At 73.7% G+C, this 16931-nt stretch carries 14 protein-coding genes; 2 read left to right on the top strand and 12 right to left on the bottom strand.

Translation table 11 applies throughout. From position 1 onward, the window contains the following. Nucleotides 1–225 precede the first annotated feature (225 nt). On the top strand, nt 226–3285 hold the full coding sequence (locus tag ACTG9Q_RS26155) for an ATP-binding protein (protein WP_455575557.1): 3060 nt from the start codon (nt 226–228) through the stop codon (nt 3283–3285). Nucleotides 3286–3372: 87 nt separating this feature from the next. On the opposite strand, the gene ACTG9Q_RS26150 is transcribed toward ACTG9Q_RS26155, so the two are convergent. From ACTG9Q_RS26150 to ACTG9Q_RS26130, 5 genes are all read right to left on the bottom strand, one after another. Next, nucleotides 3373–4023 carry a DedA family protein gene (locus tag ACTG9Q_RS26150; RefSeq protein ID WP_455575556.1) on the bottom strand — a complete coding sequence of 217 codons (651 nt, stop codon included), beginning with the start codon at nt 4021–4023 and terminating at the stop codon, nt 3373–3375. A gap of 231 nt (nt 4024–4254) precedes the next feature. Then, complete coding sequence (locus ACTG9Q_RS26145) at nt 4255–5106, bottom strand: ABC transporter permease (RefSeq protein ID WP_455575555.1); 852 nt, start codon at nt 5104–5106, stop codon at nt 4255–4257. Continuing rightward, nucleotides 5103–6089, bottom strand: coding sequence for an ATP-binding cassette domain-containing protein (locus tag ACTG9Q_RS26140; RefSeq protein WP_455575554.1), 987 nt, complete (start codon nt 6087–6089; stop codon nt 5103–5105). Before ACTG9Q_RS26140 ends, ACTG9Q_RS26145 begins: the two co-directional genes overlap by 4 nt. Nucleotides 6090–6215: 126 nt before the next feature. Beyond that, nucleotides 6216–7400: a cytochrome P450 gene (locus tag ACTG9Q_RS26135; protein WP_455575553.1), complete on the bottom strand. Its 1185-nt coding sequence runs from the start codon at nt 7398–7400 to the stop codon at nt 6216–6218. After that, a complete protein-coding gene (locus tag ACTG9Q_RS26130; RefSeq protein WP_455575552.1) occupies nt 7397–8020 on the bottom strand; it encodes a TetR family transcriptional regulator in 624 nt (207 codons plus the stop codon). The genes ACTG9Q_RS26135 and ACTG9Q_RS26130 overlap by 4 nt, the downstream gene beginning before the upstream one ends. 57 nt (nt 8021–8077) lie before the next feature. Here ACTG9Q_RS26130 and ACTG9Q_RS26125 point away from each other — a divergent pair, with 57 nt between their 5' ends. Continuing rightward, nucleotides 8078–8623: a DinB family protein gene (locus tag ACTG9Q_RS26125; protein WP_455575758.1), complete on the top strand. Its 546-nt coding sequence runs from the start codon at nt 8078–8080 to the stop codon at nt 8621–8623. A 193-nt stretch (nt 8624–8816) separates the two neighbouring features. Here ACTG9Q_RS26125 and ACTG9Q_RS26120 read toward each other — a convergent pair whose 3' ends face one another. The 7 genes from ACTG9Q_RS26120 to ACTG9Q_RS26090 form a co-directional block, all read right to left on the bottom strand. Next, nucleotides 8817–11126 (bottom strand): chitinase C-terminal domain-containing protein, encoded by a 2310-nt coding sequence (locus tag ACTG9Q_RS26120; RefSeq protein ID WP_455575757.1) that lies wholly within the window; start codon nt 11124–11126, stop codon nt 8817–8819. Nucleotides 11127–11831: 705 nt separating this feature from the next. Then, a complete protein-coding gene (locus ACTG9Q_RS26115) occupies nt 11832–12170 on the bottom strand; it encodes a hypothetical protein (protein WP_455575551.1) in 339 nt (112 codons plus the stop codon). Nucleotides 12171–12262: 92 nt separating this feature from the next. Further along, nucleotides 12263–13105 carry an aldo/keto reductase gene (locus tag ACTG9Q_RS26110; RefSeq protein ID WP_455575550.1) on the bottom strand — a complete coding sequence of 281 codons (843 nt, stop codon included), beginning with the start codon at nt 13103–13105 and terminating at the stop codon, nt 12263–12265. A gap of 37 nt (nt 13106–13142) precedes the next feature. Further along, nucleotides 13143–13508 carry a hypothetical protein gene (locus ACTG9Q_RS26105; RefSeq protein ID WP_455575549.1) on the bottom strand — a complete coding sequence of 122 codons (366 nt, stop codon included), beginning with the start codon at nt 13506–13508 and terminating at the stop codon, nt 13143–13145. Next, complete coding sequence (locus ACTG9Q_RS26100) at nt 13505–16201, bottom strand: FtsK/SpoIIIE domain-containing protein (RefSeq protein WP_455575548.1); 2697 nt, start codon at nt 16199–16201, stop codon at nt 13505–13507. Before ACTG9Q_RS26100 ends, ACTG9Q_RS26105 begins: the two co-directional genes overlap by 4 nt. A gap of 4 nt (nt 16202–16205) precedes the next feature. Next, a complete protein-coding gene (locus ACTG9Q_RS26095) occupies nt 16206–16415 on the bottom strand; it encodes a hypothetical protein (RefSeq protein ID WP_455575547.1) in 210 nt (69 codons plus the stop codon). Between the two features lie 165 nt (nt 16416–16580). Further along, the gene (locus ACTG9Q_RS26090; protein ID WP_455575546.1) at nt 16581–16841 is read right to left on the bottom strand and encodes a hypothetical protein; all 261 of its coding nucleotides are present in this window, start codon (nt 16839–16841) and stop codon (nt 16581–16583) included. Nucleotides 16842–16931: the final 90 nt, after the last annotated feature.

Raw genomic sequence — 16931 nt, 5'->3', positions numbered from 1 at the left:
CGAATACAACACCGGTATTAGGACGATCCTGCCGCACCGCCGGTGAGCGGACTGATCACGACTCTCCCGCGCACCACATCTGAAACACGACCTAGACGGGCGGGCCGCCCGGCGACAGGGACCTACCCGGGCGGCCTGCCTTCCACCCCGACCGACATCGGCGATTTCCGCGGAGGTCGCGGTACTCATGTGCTCTTGTCGGTCGTTCGCTCTACCCTCGGCGCGGTGAACTCCGCTTTCATCGGGCGCGACCATCCGGCAGGTGTGCTGCGGGCCGAGGTCGACCGCGTCCGCGACAGCCACGGCGGGCTCGTGCTCGTCACCGGCGAGGCGGGCATCGGCAAGACGACGCTGGTCACCACGGCCGCCGACGAGGCCCGCCGACAGGGCACCCTCGTGCTCTCCGGGTCCTGCTGGGACTCCGACAGCGTCCCCGGCCTCTGGCCATGGGTGCAGGTCGTGCGCGCCCTGCGGCGCGGGGCCACCGAGCAGGAGTGGGCGCGGGCCGAGGGCGCCGCCGGGTCGGCGCTGCCGGTCCTGCTGGGCGAGCAGCCCGGCGACGGGGCCGGGTTCGCCGTGTTCGACGCGGTCACCAGCGCGCTGGTCGCGGTCTCGCAGCACCGGCCGATCATGGTCGTCCTCGACGACCTGCACTGGGCCGACGCGGAGTCGGTCCGGCTGCTGGCCTTCGCCGCGCAGCACGCCTGGTTCGAGCGGCTGCTCCTGGTCGGCACCTACCGCGACGTCGACATCGAGGGCACCGGCCACCCCCTCGAACCCCTGCTGCTGTCCCTCGTCGCCAAGGCCACCACGCTCACCCTCACCGGGCTGTCCGAGGACGAGGTCGGCGACCTCATCGCGCTGACCGGCGTCGGCAGGCCCGACCCCGCGCTGGTCGCCGAGGTGCACCGCCGCACCGGCGGCAACCCGTTCTTCGTCGAGCAGACCGCCCGCCTCTGGCACGCCTCCGGCGCGGCCGCCGTGCCGCCGGGGGTCCGCGACGCGGTGCGGCGCAGGCTCGACGCGCTGCCCGAGGACACCCGCGGGCTGCTGGCCTGCGCCGCGGTGCTCGGCCGGGAGTTCGACGCCGCCCTGCTCGCCGCCGCCACGGGGGAGACCGCCGTGGAGCGCAAGCTCGGCCGGGCGGTCGCCGCGCGGCTGGTCACCCCGGTGAGCGCGGGCCGCTACGGCTTCGTCCACGACCTGGTGCGCGAGACCCTGGAGGAGGCCGACGACACCGCCCGCCGGGCCGCGCACGCCGCCGTCGCCAGGGCCCTGGACGACGACGCGGCCCTGGCCGCGGCCGTGTTCCCCGCCGACCGGGCCCGCCACGCGCACGCGGGCTGCCCCGACTACCCGGCCGAGCGCGCCGTCGACCTGCTCGTCGCCGCCGCGAAGGACGCCTCCGGCAGGCTGGCGATGGAGGAGGCCGCGGCGCACCTGGGCAGGGCCGTCCCGCTGACCGAGCGGGAACGCCGGGTGATGGTGCTGGTCCACCTGGCCGAGGTACGCAGCCACGGCAACGAGCGCGAGCGGTCGTGGGCCCACCTGGGCGAGGCCGCCGACCTCGCCCGCGGCCTCGACGCCGCCGAGCCGCTGGCCAGGGTCGCCGTCGCCCTGCACCGGCACGGCCCGCCGCGCGGGTCGCGGCTGACCGACGAGGTGGTCCGCGAGGCGCACCGCCGCCTGCTCGGCCGCCAGGACACCGACCGGGGCAGCCCGCTGGACACGGTGTTCCGCGAACTCGTCTTCCAGGCCACCGCCCTGGCCCGCAGCGACGCCGACGAGGAGTCGCTCTCGGTCGGGCTGTGGGCCCAGCACGACCTGATCCTGGGGCTGGGCAGCGCCGCGGAGCGGGTCCGGCTGACCGGCGAGCTGACCGAGCTGGCCGAGCGCGCCGGGGACGGCGACATGGTCTGGTTCGCCTCGGCGCTGCGCTGGGTCGCCCTGCTGGAGCTGGGCGACCCCGGCTACCTCGACCAGTTCCGCCACACGATCGCCCTGACCCACGCCTCCCCGCGCAACGCCCTCTCCGGCCGCATCGACACCGCGATCCTGGACGTCCTGGCGGGCCGCTTCGCCGAGGTGGGCGCGCAGCTCGACGCCCTGACCGCCGACGCGGTGGCGCTGGAGGGCTGCGGGTACATGGTCGAGTACATGCGCTGGACGTCGCTGCTGCGCCAAGGGCGCTTCGCCGAGGCCGACTCCCTGATCGCCGAGGGCATGGCGGGCTTCGACCACCCCGAGCTCATCGCCGCCGTCACCGCCGTCGAGCGCGGCCGCACCGAGGCCGCCCTGCGCCACGTCCGGGCCACCGTCGGCCGCCCCGACGCCATCCCGCGCCACCTGGGCCCGCTGTGGCTGCGCCTGCTCGCCCACACCGCCGCCCTCGCCCGGGACCGCGAGCTGATCGCCCAGGCCCGCGCGGAGCTGGCCGAGCACTCCGGCGGCTGGCTGGTCTCGCTCTACGGCTTCGACATCGCGGGCCCGGTCGACCTCTGGCTCGGCGTGCTCGACGTCGCCGAGCGCGACTGGGACGCCGCCATCGCCCACCTCGACGCCGCCGCGGCCTCCGCGGAGGAGATGGACGCCCGGCCCTGGGCCGTCGACGCCCGCGCCTGGCTCGTCCAGGCCCGCGCGGGCCGCGGCGAGAACACCGCCGCCCTGGCCGCCCAGGTCGCCGCCGAGGCCGAGCGGCTGGGCATGGCCCACCTCGCCGCCCGCCTCGCCCCGAGCGCCCCCAAGCCCGAGCTGCCGCAGTTCCGCCGCGAGGGCCCGGTCTGGTCGCTGTCCTTCGCGGGCACCCAGGTGCACGTGCCCGACGCCAAGGGCCTGCGCGACCTGCACGCCCTGCTGGCCAACCCCGGCACCGACATCCCCGCCGCCCAGCTGCTCGACTCCACCGTCGCCGCGGCGGTGCGGACCACCGGCGCCGACGCCGCCCTCGACGACCGCGCGAAGGCCGAGTTCCGCCGCCGCCTCGACCGCCTCGACGCCGAGATCGACCACCAGAGCGCCCTGGGCAACGACGCCCGCGCCGCGGCGCTGGACAAGGAGCGCGCCGCCCTGCTGGAGCACCTGCGCCTGGCCGCGGGCCTCAACGGCCGCAGCAGGCGACTCGGCGACGAGGCCGAGCGCGCCCGCAAGGCCGTCACCGCCCGCATCCGCGACACCCTGCGCAAACTCGACGAACGCCACCCCCGGCTGGCCGCGCACCTGCGCGAGGCCGTCACCACCGGCACCGCCTGCCGCTACGACGGCGAGCTGTCCTGGCGGCTGCAGTAGGCCAGTACCAGGTCGGTGCAGGCCCGTGCAGCCAGTGCAAGCCAGCCAGTGCTGGCCGGTCAATGCAGGCCGGTCAACGCAGGCCGGTCAGCGTTGGTCGGAGTCCGCCCGGTGGCGCTGGCGCAGCCGCGAGACCACGAACCAGACGAGCGCCACGCCCAGCGCGACGAAGACGACCGTCTGGAACACCCCCGCGTAGTCGCTGACGAGGTGCCAGTTCGCGCCGAGCAGGTACCCGGCCATGACGAACGCGGTGTTCCACACCAGGCTGCCCAGCGTCGTCAGCAGCAGGAACTTGGCCACGTTCATCCGCTCGACGCCCGCGGGCAGCGAGATCGCGCTGCGGAACACCGGCACCATCCGCCCGAAGAAGACCGCCTTGCCGCCGTGCCGGTCGAACCACGCCGCCGAGCGGTCGAAGTCGGAGACCTTCAGCAGCGGGATCTTGGCCACCAGCGCCCTGGTCCGCTCCGGCCCGAGCCGCGCGCCGACCAGGTACACGATCAGGGCGCCGAGCACCGAGCCCGCCGTGGTCCACAGCACCGCCGCGAGGAGGCTGAACCGGCCCTGACCGGCGGTGAACCCGGCCAGCGGCAGGATGATCTCACTGGGCAGCGGGGGGAACAGGTTCTCCAGCCCGACGATCAGCGCCGCCCCCGGCCCGCCGAGGGCCTCCATCAGGTCGACGGCCCACCCCGCCATCCCGCCGATCGGCTCGGCAGGCGGCGCGTACGACATCGGCTGGTCCCCCTCGCGTCACAGACACCATGAAACCTGTGGCTACCACAGCGTCGCCGCGGCCAAACGCGACCGGCCCGCCGGTCCACAGAGGACCACCGGGCCGGTCGCCGGGATCTCTCGCCCGGGGGCCCACGCGAGCACCCCTTCCGAACCCGCGCGTGCCCCCAGCTGAGAGTGGGAATTCGGGGGCGTCCGCGGTGTCCGGCGATCGACGGGCGGGGACAGGCGTCAGACCCGGTTGTACCGGCGCATCGTCAGCCAGCCGAAGACGACGGTCAGCACGACCGAGGCGATCAGCACCCAGGTGATCTCGCCGCCGTCCCACTCACCGGCCATCATCGAGCGCACCGCGGCCACCAGCCGGGTCACCGGGTTGACCTCGACGACCGCCTCCAGCCACCCCGGCATGGTGCTCGGGGAGACGAACACGTTGGACAGGAACGTCATCGGGAACAGCACCAACATGCTGACCCCCATGACCGCCTTCTCCGAGCGCATGATCAGCCCGAACATCGTCCAGATCCAGGAGAACGCGAACGAGAACACGATCAGCAGCCCGACCCCGCCCGCCACGCCGATGAACCCGCCGCCGGGCCGGAAGCCCAGCGCCAGGCCCACGGCGATGATGACCACCGAGGCGATGACGTAGCGCAGCAGGTCGCCCAGCAGGTAGCCGACCATCGGCGCGGGCCGCCAGATCGGCAGCGTCCTGAACCGGTCGAACACGCCCTTCTGGATGTCGGTGTTGACCGCGACCCCGGTGTACATCGTGATCATGACCACGCTCATCACCAGGATGCCCGGCAGCAGGTACTGCAGGTACTCCGTCACCGACCCGGCCAGCGCGCCGCCGAACAGGTAGGTGAACATCAGGGTCATGATGATCGGGAAGGCGGTCACGTCGAACAGCTGCTCGGGCACGTGCTTGATCTTGCGCACGGCCCGCCAGCCGAAGGCGGCCGACGCCGTCCACGCCGAGGGGCGCGGCGGCCGGTCCTCGTCGCTGATCAGCAGGGCGGCTAGGTCCTCGGTGCGCGGCGCGCTGACGGCCTCGACGGGCTCGGTGGTGGTGGTGCTCATGCCGGGACCTCCTGGTCGGCCGGGCGGTCGGTGAGGGCGAGGAAGACCTCGTCCAGGCTGGGCTGGCCGAGGGAGAAGGTGTCGACGTGCACGCCCGCGCGGGCCAGCTCGCCGAGCAGCACGCCCGCGCGGTCGGCGGCGCCCGCGTCGGTGACCTCCGCGGACAGCCGCGCCGACAGCGCCACCGGGTCGTGCTCCAGCAGCACGGGCGCGTCCAGCACCCTGGCCAGCACGCGCTGCGCCTCCGGCCGCTGGGCGGCGTCGCGCAGCCGCAGGTGCACCGCGCCCGCGCCGACCGACGCCTTCAGCTCGCCCTTGGTCCCCTCGGCGATCACCCTGCCGTGGTCGATCACCGCGATCCGGGAGGCCAGCTGGTCGGCCTCGTCCAGGTACTGCGTGGTCAGCAGGACGGTCGTGCCCTGGCCGACGATCGCGCGGACGATGTCCCACACCTGGTTGCGGCTGCGCGGGTCCAGGCCCGTCGTCGGCTCGTCCAGGAACAGCAGGTCCGGGGTGTTGAGGATGCTGGCGGCGATGTCCACGCGCCGCCGCATACCGCCGGAGTAGGTCTTCACCTGGCGGTCGGCCGCCTCGCTGAGCCCGAAGGCGGCCAGCAGCCGCGCGCCGCGCTCGCGGGCGGCGGGCTTGCGGTAGCCGAGCAGCCTGGCCAGCAGGAACAGGTTCTCCGCGCCGGTCAGGTCCTCGTCGACCGAGGCGTACTGCCCGGTCAGGCTGACCCGCCCGCGCACCGCGTCGGCGTCGCGGATCACGTCGCGGCCGAACACCCGCGCCTCGCCGCTGTCGGGCCGCAGCAGCGTGGCGAGCACCTTCACCGCCGTCGTCTTGCCCGCCCCGTTGGGCCCCAGCACCCCGTACACCGTGCCCGCGGGCACCCGCAGGTCCAGTCCGTCCAGCGCGCGCTTCTCGCCGAACACCTTGACCAGACCCGCGGTCTCGATAGCCACATCGGCCTGTGTCGTCACCTCGGTCCTCCCTGTCTTGCGTACTCACCAGGAAGGCGCGAGACGGCCGCTAGATCCGATCTGGCGATCCGTCCAGCCCCATCGCCAGGCGAGCCTACTCCCGCCCGGCGCTGGGGCCGACCCGTTTCACCAGGCCACGGGCATCCGGCGCGGGCCGCGCACCAGCATCGCCGTCTTCCACTCCGGCTCGCCGTCCAGGCGCAGGCCGGGCAGCCGCGCGGTCAGCTCGCGCAGGGCCTCCTGCAGCTCGAGGCGGGCCAGCGGGGCGCCGAGGCAGTGGTGGGCGCCGTGGCCGAAGCCGACGTGGGAGTTCTGCGGCCGGTCGAAGCGCAGCGTCTCGGCCTCGGGGAAGCGGGCGTCGTCGCGGTTGGCCGAGCCGACCGCGACCACCACCGGCTCGCCCGCGCGCACCAGCACGCCGCCGACCTCGACGTCCTCGGCGGCGTAGCGGGGGAACGCCCCGCCGACGCCGAGCGGGACGAACCGCAGCAGCTCCTCCACCGCGCCGGGGATGCGCTCGGGGTGCTCGCCCAGCTCGGCGAAGCGGCCCGCGGCGAGCAGGACGTGCACGAAGTTCGGCACCTGCGTCGCGGTGGTCTCGTGCCCGGCGATGAGGATGCCGTTGCACAGCTGGACCAGCTCGTCGGCGCCGAGGCGCTCGACGTCCTCCTCCCGCGCGGCGATCAGGGCGGTGATCAGGTCGTCGGCGGGCTCCGCCGTGCGCTGGGCGACCAGGCCCGCCATGTACTCGCTCATGGCGATGTAGCTCTGGACGAACTCCTCGGCGCTGATCGAGCTGGTCGAGAGCGCGTTGTCGCTCCAGACCCGGAACCGGTCGCGGTCCTCGACCGGGACGCCCAGCAGCTCGCAGATCACCTGCACGGGCAGCGGCAGCGCGAAGGCGTCGACCAGGTCGACCGGGGGACCGGCGGCGACCATGTCATCGACCAGTTTCGCGGTGATCTCCCGCACGCGCGGGCGCAGCGCCTCGACCCGGCGCACGGTGAAGGCCATCGCGACCAGCTTGCGCAGGCGGGTGTGGTCGGGCGGGTCCATGCCCAGGATGCCGCTGGGCCGCTTGCCCTCCTGCGGGCGCGGCTCGTCGCGCTCGGCGGCCATCGCGCGGCTGAACCGGCGGTCGCCGAGGACGAGGCGGACGTCCTCGTAGCGGGTGGCCAGCCAGGCGGGCTCCCCGTAGGGCAGCTGGACGCGGATCATGCCGGGCATCTCGCGCAGCGCGCGGTAGGTGGGGTCGAGTTCGAGCCCCTCGTCACGGTTGAACGGGTAGGCCCGCGGCTCAGCGGTGGTCATCGCGCCCCCTCGGCGTTGTCAGCACTCGCTGACGACGCTAGCCGCGCCAAGAGCGGACCGTCAACGGACGACCGCGCAGCGTCACCCAGGAGGCCGCGCGCGGCCCGCAGGACGAGATCGCGGGCCCGGTCCTGGTCGGCCGAGCCGACCGGGCCGTCGGGACGGACCTGGCGGACGAGGGCCAGGCCCAGCACCCAGGCCAGCACCAGGTCGGCGCGCAGCAGCGCGTCGGAGTCGGCGCCGGGCCCGGCGAAGGCCTGCCGGTAGGGGCCCGCGACCTCGTTCTCGAGCGCGTCGGCGACCTTGCCGCGCTGTGGGCCGCTCAGGGCGAGCAGCAGCAGGTTGGCGGTCTGGTCGCCGTCGGTGAAGACCTCGCGCAGGACGCCCTCGAGCAGCTTGTCCGGCGGGCAGTCGGCGCTCAGCGCCCGGCCGGGGGCGGCGAGGACGGCGGCGAGCAGGTCCTCTTTGGTGCCGAAGTACCGGAACACCAACGCCTGGTCCACGCCCGCCGCCGCGGCGACCTCCCGCACCGACGTGCGGTCGAACCCGCGCTCGGTGAACAGGTCCGCCGCCGCTCTCAGCAGCGCCATCTTGGTCGCTTCCGCGTCGCGCCTGCGCATGTGCCACTCCCGTGATCGTTTCGCCTGAGGTTACGAGTGTCGGTGTGGCCGGGCACGATGAGCGGCATGGTCGACATCCCGCTGCACTTCTCGCAGGACCTCGTGGCCGAGCGGCCCGAGCGCCCCCTGGTCGGCGACGAGCGCGAAGTCCTGACCGCGTTCCTGGACTGGCACCGGGAGACCTTCCGGCTCAAGTGCGCCGGGCTGACCGCGGCGCAGTTGTCCACCCGGTCGGTCGAGCCGTCCACCCTGTCCCTGCACGGGCTGATCAGGCACTTGGCGGGCACGGAGCGCTGGTGGTTCCGCATGCAGTTCGCGGGCGAGGACGTCCCGCACCTGTACTACGCCGACGACGACCCGGACATGGACTTCGACCGCCTCGACGGCGACCCGGCCGAGGCGCTGGCGGTGTGGGAGGCCGAGTGCGCCCGCTCCCGCGAGGTCGTCGCCGCCGCCGACCTCGACGACACCGGCACGGCCCTGCGCCACGACAAGCCGGTGTCCCTGCGCCGGATCGTGGTCCAGATGATCGCCGAGTACGCCCGCCACAACGGCCACGCCGACCTCCTGCGCGAGCGCATCGACGGCGCGACGGGGCACTGAGGCCGGTCCTGCCCGGTCCTGCCCGGACCTGGCCGGTCTTGGGTGACCAATGACCCGGCCGCCCCCGCGAAAGGCGCGGGGACGGCCGGGTGGTGGACGCGGTGCGACGGGCCGGGTGGGCGTCGGGCTGTCGCACCGCAGTTCTCGGGAGTGGCTCAGCGGGCCGTGGGCCCAACCCGTTGTCCGCCGGGGGTCAGCAGGGGCCGGTGTCGCGCCACACGCCCCACTGGCCGGACAGCTCGGGGCGCTCGCCCTGGGTCCACCACTGCGCCCGGTAGAGGCGGCCGAGGTGGGAGACGGTGCTGCCGCCGGTGTAGACGCGCGTCGCCTCCCACGCGGGGGTCGAGCACGCCGGGGGCGTCGTCGTTGTCGTGGTGGGCGCCGTTGTTGTCGTGGTCGTCGTGGTTGTTGTCGTCGTGCTGGTGGTGGTCGAGGTGGGCGGGGTGTCGGTGGAGCCGCGCGCGTGGTCCTGGCGGACGGCGTGGCTGCTGCCGCCGAAGGTGACCGTGATGTTCGACAGCATGGTGACCGGCAGGTGGTAGACCAGCTGCACCTCGGCACTGGCCCCCGGCGCCAGCGTCTGCCAGGCGGGCGTCTTCAGGGACATCCGGTGCAGGTCGCCGCGGATGCCGCCGACGTTGGGGCCGCTGTGCTCGCTGGAGACGACCGACAGGCTCCAGCCGGACTGCTGGCCCATGGTCGGCGGCGCCGATGTCCCGTAGTCGAACTGGATGTCCGTCCCGCCGGGCAGCGGGGTGCCGGAGTTGTTGGTGACCCTCAGCTTCGGGCTGATCGGGTAGTTCGAGTCGCCGACCGGGTAGCCGTGCAGCTCCAGCTTCACGTCGAGGGTCTGCGCCGGCATGGGGCGCTTGGCCTTGGTGTTGCCGTAGGGCGCCGCCGTGCGGAACGTGTCGTACATCAGGGTGGTGAGGGTGTCGCCCATGAAGTACTCGCCGCGGGTGGCGTCGTAGTCGTAGTCGCCCGCCAGCTCCCACATCATGATGCCGCCGATGCCCTTGTCCACGACGTAGCGCGCCTTCGCCGCGATCGACGTCTCGTCCTCAGTGGACAGGAACACCTTCTTGTCGTTGTTCCACAGCCACGGCGCGACCAGCGTCGAGTCGTAGTGGCGGGTGTAGGTGCCGCTCAGGCGGTGGGTGGGGTCGGTGGCCGGGTCGAGGCCGTAGTCGTCGAGGTAGCTCGGCGTGCGGCCGTCCTGGAGGTTCTTGGCGTGCCAGAGCGGGTTGCCGCCCGCGGGGACCTCGCCGCCGACCTTGTCCAGGTCGTGCCACAGGTTGTCGATGCCGACCGCGCCGTTGCCGCAGGGCACCGTCGAGCCGACCGTGCCGCCGGTGCCGGTCGGGCACTTGGTCTGGTCCGGCAGCGCCGCGCGGCCCCACAGGCCGTTGGTGCCGCCGGTGACCCCCTGCCAGCCGCGGGTGTAGTACGGCACGCCGATGTTGATGCGGCCCGCGGGCATGCTGCCGCGGAAGTAGTGGTAGGCCCAGTCGGTGTTGAGGTAGCCGAGACCGCCGTACTGGCTGGTGCCGTAGTAGTTCCAGTGCGCCAGTTCGGCGTCGCGGCCGTCGTCGTAGAGCGCGGCGTTGGGGCCGACGAAGTGGTTCCAGCCGCCGTGCAGGTCATAGGACATCACGTTGACGTAGTCCAGGTACTGGGTCACCTGGTAGTTCTCCATGCCGCGCAGCATGTAGCCCGACGACGGCGCCGCGACGGTGAGCAGGTAGTACTTGCCGTCGGCGGTGCTCGCGGCGTCCAGCTTCTCCCGCAGCGTCTTCATCAGCGTCACGTACCCGTTCATGAGGCGGGCGCGGCGCGGGTTGGAGAAGCCGAAGTCGTCGGGGTTGCCGGAGTTGCTCATCGACGTGGCGTACTCGTAGTCGATGTCCACGCCGTTGAAGCCGTAGCGCCGGATGAATTCCACCGCGGAGTCGGCGAACGCGGAGATCTTCGCGGTGGAGTCGGTCAGGGCGTAGAAACCGCCGTCGGCGACGCGGGAGCCGTCGGGGGCGAAGTGGCCGCCGGTCTCGGCCCAGCCGCCGACGGAGATCAGGGTCTTGACGTTCGGGTGCTGCTTCTTGTACTTCGTCAGCTGGTTGAAGTGGCCCTTGTAGGACAGCGTCGGGTCCATCTCGGCGCCGGGCACGCCCGGCCACTGCATGCCGGTGGCGGCGTTGTCCGGCCCGTCGGGGCCCACGGACAGCTTGCCCGCGCCGTCGATGTGGCCGAAGGCGTAGTTGAGGTGCGTGACCTTGGTCCAGGGGATGTCCTTGGGCAGGTACGCGGGCTGGCCGTTCTTCCCGGTGCGCCAGCCGGTGAAGTAGCCGATCACCCGGCGCGGGTGGTCGGCGCCCATCAGCTCGCGGCCCTGGTTGTCATAGGCCAGGCAGTAGGGGACCTCCAGCGTGCCGGTGCGGGCCAGGCCGTCGGGTCGGCAGGCGGCGTGGTCGGCGGCATGGGACGTGGCGGGCAGGGAGACGGCCATGGTGATGCCGGAAAGCAACGCGAGCAGAAGCGCCAGCGAGAGGCTCTTTCTGACCACGTTTCACCTCCGTTCGACGGACGGGGCAGGGCGGGTCAGCGGAGCGTATTGGTCTAAACCACTGGTCGTCAATGGTGTAGACCAATACTTGCGCCGGGCGGGGGCATACCACTTGCCTATGCCCGATTGGGATGAGCGCTCCGCCGCCGGGATGCGGGACTCTACGGTCCGACCCGATCACGCGCGGGGTGTGCGAGACCCCGGCAGGCGCGCAGGCCTGCGCCACCGACCGGACCGCGAACAGGAGTGGCTCGCGGATTCCAACCTCCGGTCACCCGTGGCCGCCGAATCGGGTCCGGTGGCGCCGGTGCGCCGCCGGGGACCCGGGCACGGCGCCCGCCGGGGCCCCGGCGACCGGCACGGCCCGCCGGGTGGCGGACGGAGACAGGGGCGGACGCCACCGCGTCCAGCCGGGTGGGCGAGCACCCGCCGGACGCCACGAAGGGCGGGGCCGGGTGATCCTCACGCACCCGGCCCCGTTCATTCCCGGGAGAAGCCTGCCTGGGAGAAGCCGGTCAGAGACAGTCGGCCCGGGAGCAGTCGGTTCGGGACAGCCGTTTCGGGACAGCCGGCCTGGGAGCAGTCGGCCCGGAGCAGTCGGTCCGGGAGCAGTCTGCTCAGGGCGGCCTGGTCGGGAACAGTGGGGGATCAGCCGCTGCGCGGCCCGCACACCGCCCGGTGCAGGATTCCGGCGGCGGTGACCAGGTGGTGCAGCCCGGCCTTGCGCAGCCGGTCCTCGTCGGCGCCGCGCACCAGGACCCGCAGGTCGCGCCGCCGCGTCGCGCACAGCGCGTCGGACTCCGCGAGCACCGCCAGGCACCCGTCGGTGATGGCCGCGACCCCGGTGAGGTCGACGACCACCATCGCCGCGCGGGTGTCGGCGAGGCACGCGGCGGTCACCGCGTCCGCCCACGCCGACTCGTCGGCCGGGGACAGCGCTCCCGCCGCGGTGACGACCAGGGCGTGGCCCAGTCTGCGGACACTCAATCGGGTGACGGTATCCGCCCAGGTCCGCCGTCCGCGCTGCGCTGTCATACCCCCGAGACCCCGGGGGCGGGCAAAAGGTTGCCGAGGATTCCTCAGGCCACAGCCGCGTCCAGCGTGGCGATCTGCGCGGGGGAGAGGTCCAGCTCGGCCGCGGCGGCGGAATCGGTGATGCTCTCCGGCCGCGACGAGCCGGGGATCGGTAGCACCACCGGCGACTTGGCCAGCATCCAGGCCAGGCAGACCCGCTGCGGGCTGGCCCCCAGCTCGGCGCCCACCGCGGCGAACGCCCCGCCGAGCCCGCCCGCGGCGCTGATGCCGCCCAGCGGGCTCCACGGCAGGAACGCCACGCCGAGTTCGTCGCACAGCGCCAGCTCCGGGGCGCTGGACTGGAAGGTCGGCGAGAACTGGTTCTGCACCGAGGCCAGCCGCCCGCCGAGGACCTGGTGGGCGAGGCGGATCTCCGCGGGGTCGAGGTTGGACACCCCGGCCATCCGGATCTTGCCCGCGTCCAGCAGCTCGGCCAGCACGCCCACCGACTCCGCGACCGGCACCGCCGGGTCCGGCCGGTGGAACTGGTAGAGCCCGATCGCCTCCACGCCGAGGCGGCGCAGCGACGCCTCGCACGCGGCGCGCAGGTACTCGGGGCGCCCGTCCACGGCCCAGCCGCCGCCGGGCGTGCGCGTGTGCCCGCCCTTGGTGGCGATGAGGACGTCCACGCCCTTGGTCGCCTCGGCGATCAGCTCCTCGTTGTGGCCGAAGTCGGTGTCGTCCAGGCAGTACGCGTCCGCGGTGTCGATCAGCGTGACGCCCGCGTCGACCGCGGCGCGGATGGTGGCCACCGCGCGCTCGCGGTCGGGCCTGCCGTCGATGGACAGCGGCATCCCGCCGAGTCCGATCGCGCCGACCGTCATGTCTCCCAGGCGTCGAGTCCGCATACTCCCGATCGTGCCATCAGGACCGCGACGGCGCCTGTCAGGGCAGCTTGCGCGGCCAGAGCGCGCGGCGCAGCGCGGCCCGGAAGGCCGCCGTCGCCGGTTCGATGTCGGCGAGGTGGCTGTTCAGCCTGCGCGGGTCGGCGCCGAGGTCGGGTGCGGGTGGGGTCAGGTCCAGCCAGTCGAGCGAGGTGAGGGCGGTGGTCTCCTTGGACCACCACGCGGTGATCTCCCTGGCCACAGTGGACTCCCGCGTCTGCGCGGCGGTGATGGCCTTGCTCGCGTCGCGGACCTGTTCGGACAGGTCCCGAGCGCGCAGGCGCTCGTGCTCGGCCTGCGCGCGGGCCGCCTGGTGGGCGGTGTCCAGCAGGCGCTTGTACTCGGCGACCGGGTCGTCGTGCCTCATGCCGAGTCCACCGCCGTCGGCAGGTCGAGCGCGGCGGTGGTGTCGAAGGGGATCAGCACGTCGGGGTGGGTGTGGGTGGTGCGGTCGAAGAAGATCGCCCGCCGCGGGCGCGGCGACCAGTCCACGACCTGGCCCGCGGCCAGCGTCGTCAGCTCCGAGCCCTGCACGTCCAGCGCCACCCAGGCGCCGATGTCGTCGAACCCGCCGAGCCCCATCGTCTCCTTGAGCCGGGCGACGCCGCGCCACCAGCCCAGCACGTGCACGCGGTGCGCCGGCCCGTTGCGCAGCAGGGCCCGCAGCCGGTCCAGCCCGCTGGTCATGGTCGGCGGCTGCTTGGTCTCCAGCCAGCGGTGCGCGCCGTCGACGCCGATGAACACCACGTACCGGGGGCGCTCGGCGGTCTCCGGGGTCAATTCGGAGATGGACTCGTCGACCCGGAGATCGACCTCGTGGTCCAGCGCCCGCAGGCGCTCCGCCAGCGCCGTGGACCGCTCGACCAGGGCCGGGACCGGGCACCAGACGCTGAAGTCGCACGCGCCGGGGGCGTGCACCCGCGCCAGCGAGAGCGCCGCGCTCTCCAGCACGGCGAACGCGTCGGCGGTCGCGGTGCCGAGAACGGCGAGGTTGCGCCCGGGGACCGCTTCCAGGCGCAGGGTCGCCGCGCGGTCGTCCACGTCGATGACCTGGCCGAGCAGCGGCCCCGACGGCGCGGCGAAGTCCGCGGCGGCCACCAGGTCGGGCTGGTGCGCGCCGTCGAACAGCCGCGGCGCCGAGGAGGGCAGGGCCGCCCACAGCTCGCGCTGCAGCGCGTCGAAGGTGCCGCGGCTGGAGGCGTCGGGCACGTGCGCGGCCTGGTTGCCGTGCGCGACCCCGGAGTCGTGGTTGACCACCGCGTGCCAGCGCGGCAGCGACATGGCGGCCAGGTTCTCGTCGGCGAGCACCCGCTTGGCCTTGGGCATCGCCACCCGCAGGGTGCACTGCTCGTACACCGCGGGCTTGCCCCAGAACGCCTCGATGCCCGCGATGTCCTGGCTGGCCAGCACCAGGTGGATGCCCTGCGAGCGGCCCCGCCGCGCCACGTCCTCCAGCAGCGCCGCGGCCTGCATGGTGATGCGGTCGCGCCCGGCGAAGAGCGCCTGGAACTCGTCGATCACCGCGACGATGCGCGGCCAGTGCCCGTCCGGGTCGGCCTCGCGCAGCTCGGCCAGCTTGGTGACCTCGTGCCGCTTGGCCGCCTCCGCGCGGCGCGCCAGCTCCCCGGTGAGGTAGCGCAGCAGCGCCAGGCCGAACTCGCGGTCGGTGTTGACGTTCACGCCCACCAGCCGGGCCTGGGGCAGCCAGCTCGGGTCCTTGCGCCCGGGGGTCAGCCCGGCGAAGGAGACGCCCTCCTTGAAGTCCAGCAGGTACAGCTCCAGCTCCACCGGCGAGTACCGGGAGGCCAGCCCGCCGAGCATGGCGTAGAGGAAGTTCGTCTTGCCCGATCCGCTGGGCCCGGCGACCAGCGCGTGCGGGGTGGCGTCGCCGAGCACGACCTCCACCGGCTCGCCCTCGGCGAACCCGACCGGGGTGCGCAGCTCCTCGCGCGCGGAGTGCCGGGGCGTGGGGGCGAGCAGGTCGGCGAAGGAGCGCGGGCCGCCGCGGAACTCCCGCACCCGCTCGTGCACGGCGGTGGCCAGCGCGACGAGGTCCGCGGCCGGGGCGGGCGGGTCGGGCCGCACCACGACACCGGGGCCGGTCATGCTCGACGTCGCGGTGTGCCTGGTGGTGAAGGTGATCGTCTCCAGTGGACTGTTCACCGAGACGGGGACGTCCACGAGCACCAGGTGCACGCCCGCGTCGGGGCCGGTGCGCGCGACCCGGCTCAGCTCCCTGGTCAGCTCGTCGGGCAGCCGCTCGCCGTTGCCGAAGAGCACCGCGACCCGCCACGGCTCGCCCTGCTCGCGCACGGTCGGGCGGCCCTCGCGCAGCGCGGCGTCGTGCGCGCGGCGGATGTGCCCGGCCAGGGTGGCCAGCAGGTCGCTGAGCAGGGTCGGGTCGTGCACGGTCAGCAGGCGCTCGGCGCGCAGCGGGTGCAGGTTGGGCAGCGGGCCGGTGAGGTGGCCGATGTCCCAGATGTGCACGCGCAGCAGGCCGGGGGCCAGGGTGGCCAGCATCCTGGCCAGCAGGGTCTCCACGATCGCGTCCACCGCGGCCCGCCCGTCCCGCGCGGAGTTGATCCGCAGGTGCCCGACGCCCAGCAGCGGCACGGCCAGCGGGAACTCCTCCGGGGCGTGCTCCACCGACGCGGTCCCGACCCGCCACAGCCTGGGGGGCTCGGCGTCGGCGGGGCCGGGGGAGCCGAGCCAGGCGTGCCCGGCGTCGCCCGCGGCTCCCGGGGCTGCCCTGGCCACCAGGTCGCGGACCCTGGGCAGGCCGGTGCGGCGCCATTCGGCGTAGCTGCGGTCGCGGTCCTCCTCGCACCGCCGCCACACCTCGCCCAGCGCGGGGTCGGCCTCGACCCTGGCCATCAGCTCGGTGGAGCGCGCCGCCGCCGCCAAACCCATGAGCTGCACGGATTGCTCGAACTCCGCCTGCCGCCGCGCCGTCTCCGCCCGCAGCCGCGTCCCGGTCGCCGCGCCGAGGGCACGGCCGAGCACGGCCCGCATGTCGGCCAGTGCCGCGTTCGCGCGGTGCCTGCGTTCGACCTTGCCCATCGCCTCAGAGCCTCATCACGTAGTCGGCGATCGTCTCCCGCGCCGCGGCGGCCAGTTCCGCCGACCTGGTCAGCTCGGCGATCGCCAGGTCGAGCTCGGCCGGGTACCAGCCCGCGCCGTCCGAGGCCAGCGCCAGCAGCCTCGCCTTGGCCTCGGTCAGCTCCCGTAGCGCGCTGTCAGCCGCCGCGGACCCCGCAGCGGCGGTGGTGATCACCCCGCGCAGCGTGTTCGCGTATTCCCAGATACTCAGCGGAACCCACCCCCGGACGGTGCGCGGCAGCTCATCGGAAGATAGCGCCGATGATCGCCATCGGCGAGAGGAGATGTGCCGGGGTCCACTGTGGTCAACCCGGGACCTGCCCGTGCTCGGCTCGCGCCCTCAGAGTTGGGCGGTCCACGTCTCCATGGTCGTGATCGAGGCCTGCGCGCTGCTCTGCACCTCGGAAAGCCCTTGCAGCGCTTGGGTCAGCATGCCCACGGCCTGCGGCGCCTCCGGCCGCGACGTGCCCTGCGAGGCGTTCGCCAGCAGGGTCCGCGCCTCGTCCCACTGCATGGCCGCCTGCGTCATCGCCTGGATGCCCGCCTGGACCTTCTCGATCGCCGCGGCGACGCCGGCCTTGGACTCCTCGATACCCGCCATGTCCTGTAGAACCTACTGGTCTTGATCTCTCCGCGCACAGCCGGGTGGCCGCGCGTCAGTGAAATCTCAGCGCACCCTGGTAGACGTCCT

It is taken from the genome of Actinokineospora lacus, assembly GCF_053813445.1.
This window is presented reverse-complemented; position numbering and strand designations above follow the sequence as displayed.

Excerpts from the sequence above, each read along its gene's own strand:
- ACTG9Q_RS26100 (WP_455575548.1), bottom strand. The coding sequence starts at position 16,201 with ATGGGCAAGGTCGAACGCAGGCACCGCGCGAACGCGGCACTGGCCGAC.
- ACTG9Q_RS26150 (WP_455575556.1), bottom strand. The coding sequence starts at position 4,023 with ATGTCGTACGCGCCGCCTGCCGAGCCGATCGGCGGGATGGCGGGGTGG.
- ACTG9Q_RS26110 (WP_455575550.1), bottom strand. The coding sequence starts at position 13,105 with ATGCGGACTCGACGCCTGGGAGACATGACGGTCGGCGCGATCGGACTC.
- ACTG9Q_RS26135 (WP_455575553.1), bottom strand. The coding sequence starts at position 7,400 with ATGACCACCGCTGAGCCGCGGGCCTACCCGTTCAACCGTGACGAGGGG.
- ACTG9Q_RS26120 (WP_455575757.1), bottom strand. The coding sequence starts at position 11,126 with ATGGCCGTCTCCCTGCCCGCCACGTCCCATGCCGCCGACCACGCCGCC.
- ACTG9Q_RS26130 (WP_455575552.1), bottom strand. The coding sequence starts at position 8,020 with ATGCGCAGGCGCGACGCGGAAGCGACCAAGATGGCGCTGCTGAGAGCG.
- ACTG9Q_RS26125 (WP_455575758.1), top strand. The coding sequence starts at position 8,078 with ATGAGCGGCATGGTCGACATCCCGCTGCACTTCTCGCAGGACCTCGTG.
- ACTG9Q_RS26145 (WP_455575555.1), bottom strand. The coding sequence starts at position 5,106 with ATGAGCACCACCACCACCGAGCCCGTCGAGGCCGTCAGCGCGCCGCGC.
- ACTG9Q_RS26105 (WP_455575549.1), bottom strand. The coding sequence starts at position 13,508 with ATGAGGCACGACGACCCGGTCGCCGAGTACAAGCGCCTGCTGGACACC.
- ACTG9Q_RS26090 (WP_455575546.1), bottom strand. The coding sequence starts at position 16,841 with ATGGCGGGTATCGAGGAGTCCAAGGCCGGCGTCGCCGCGGCGATCGAG.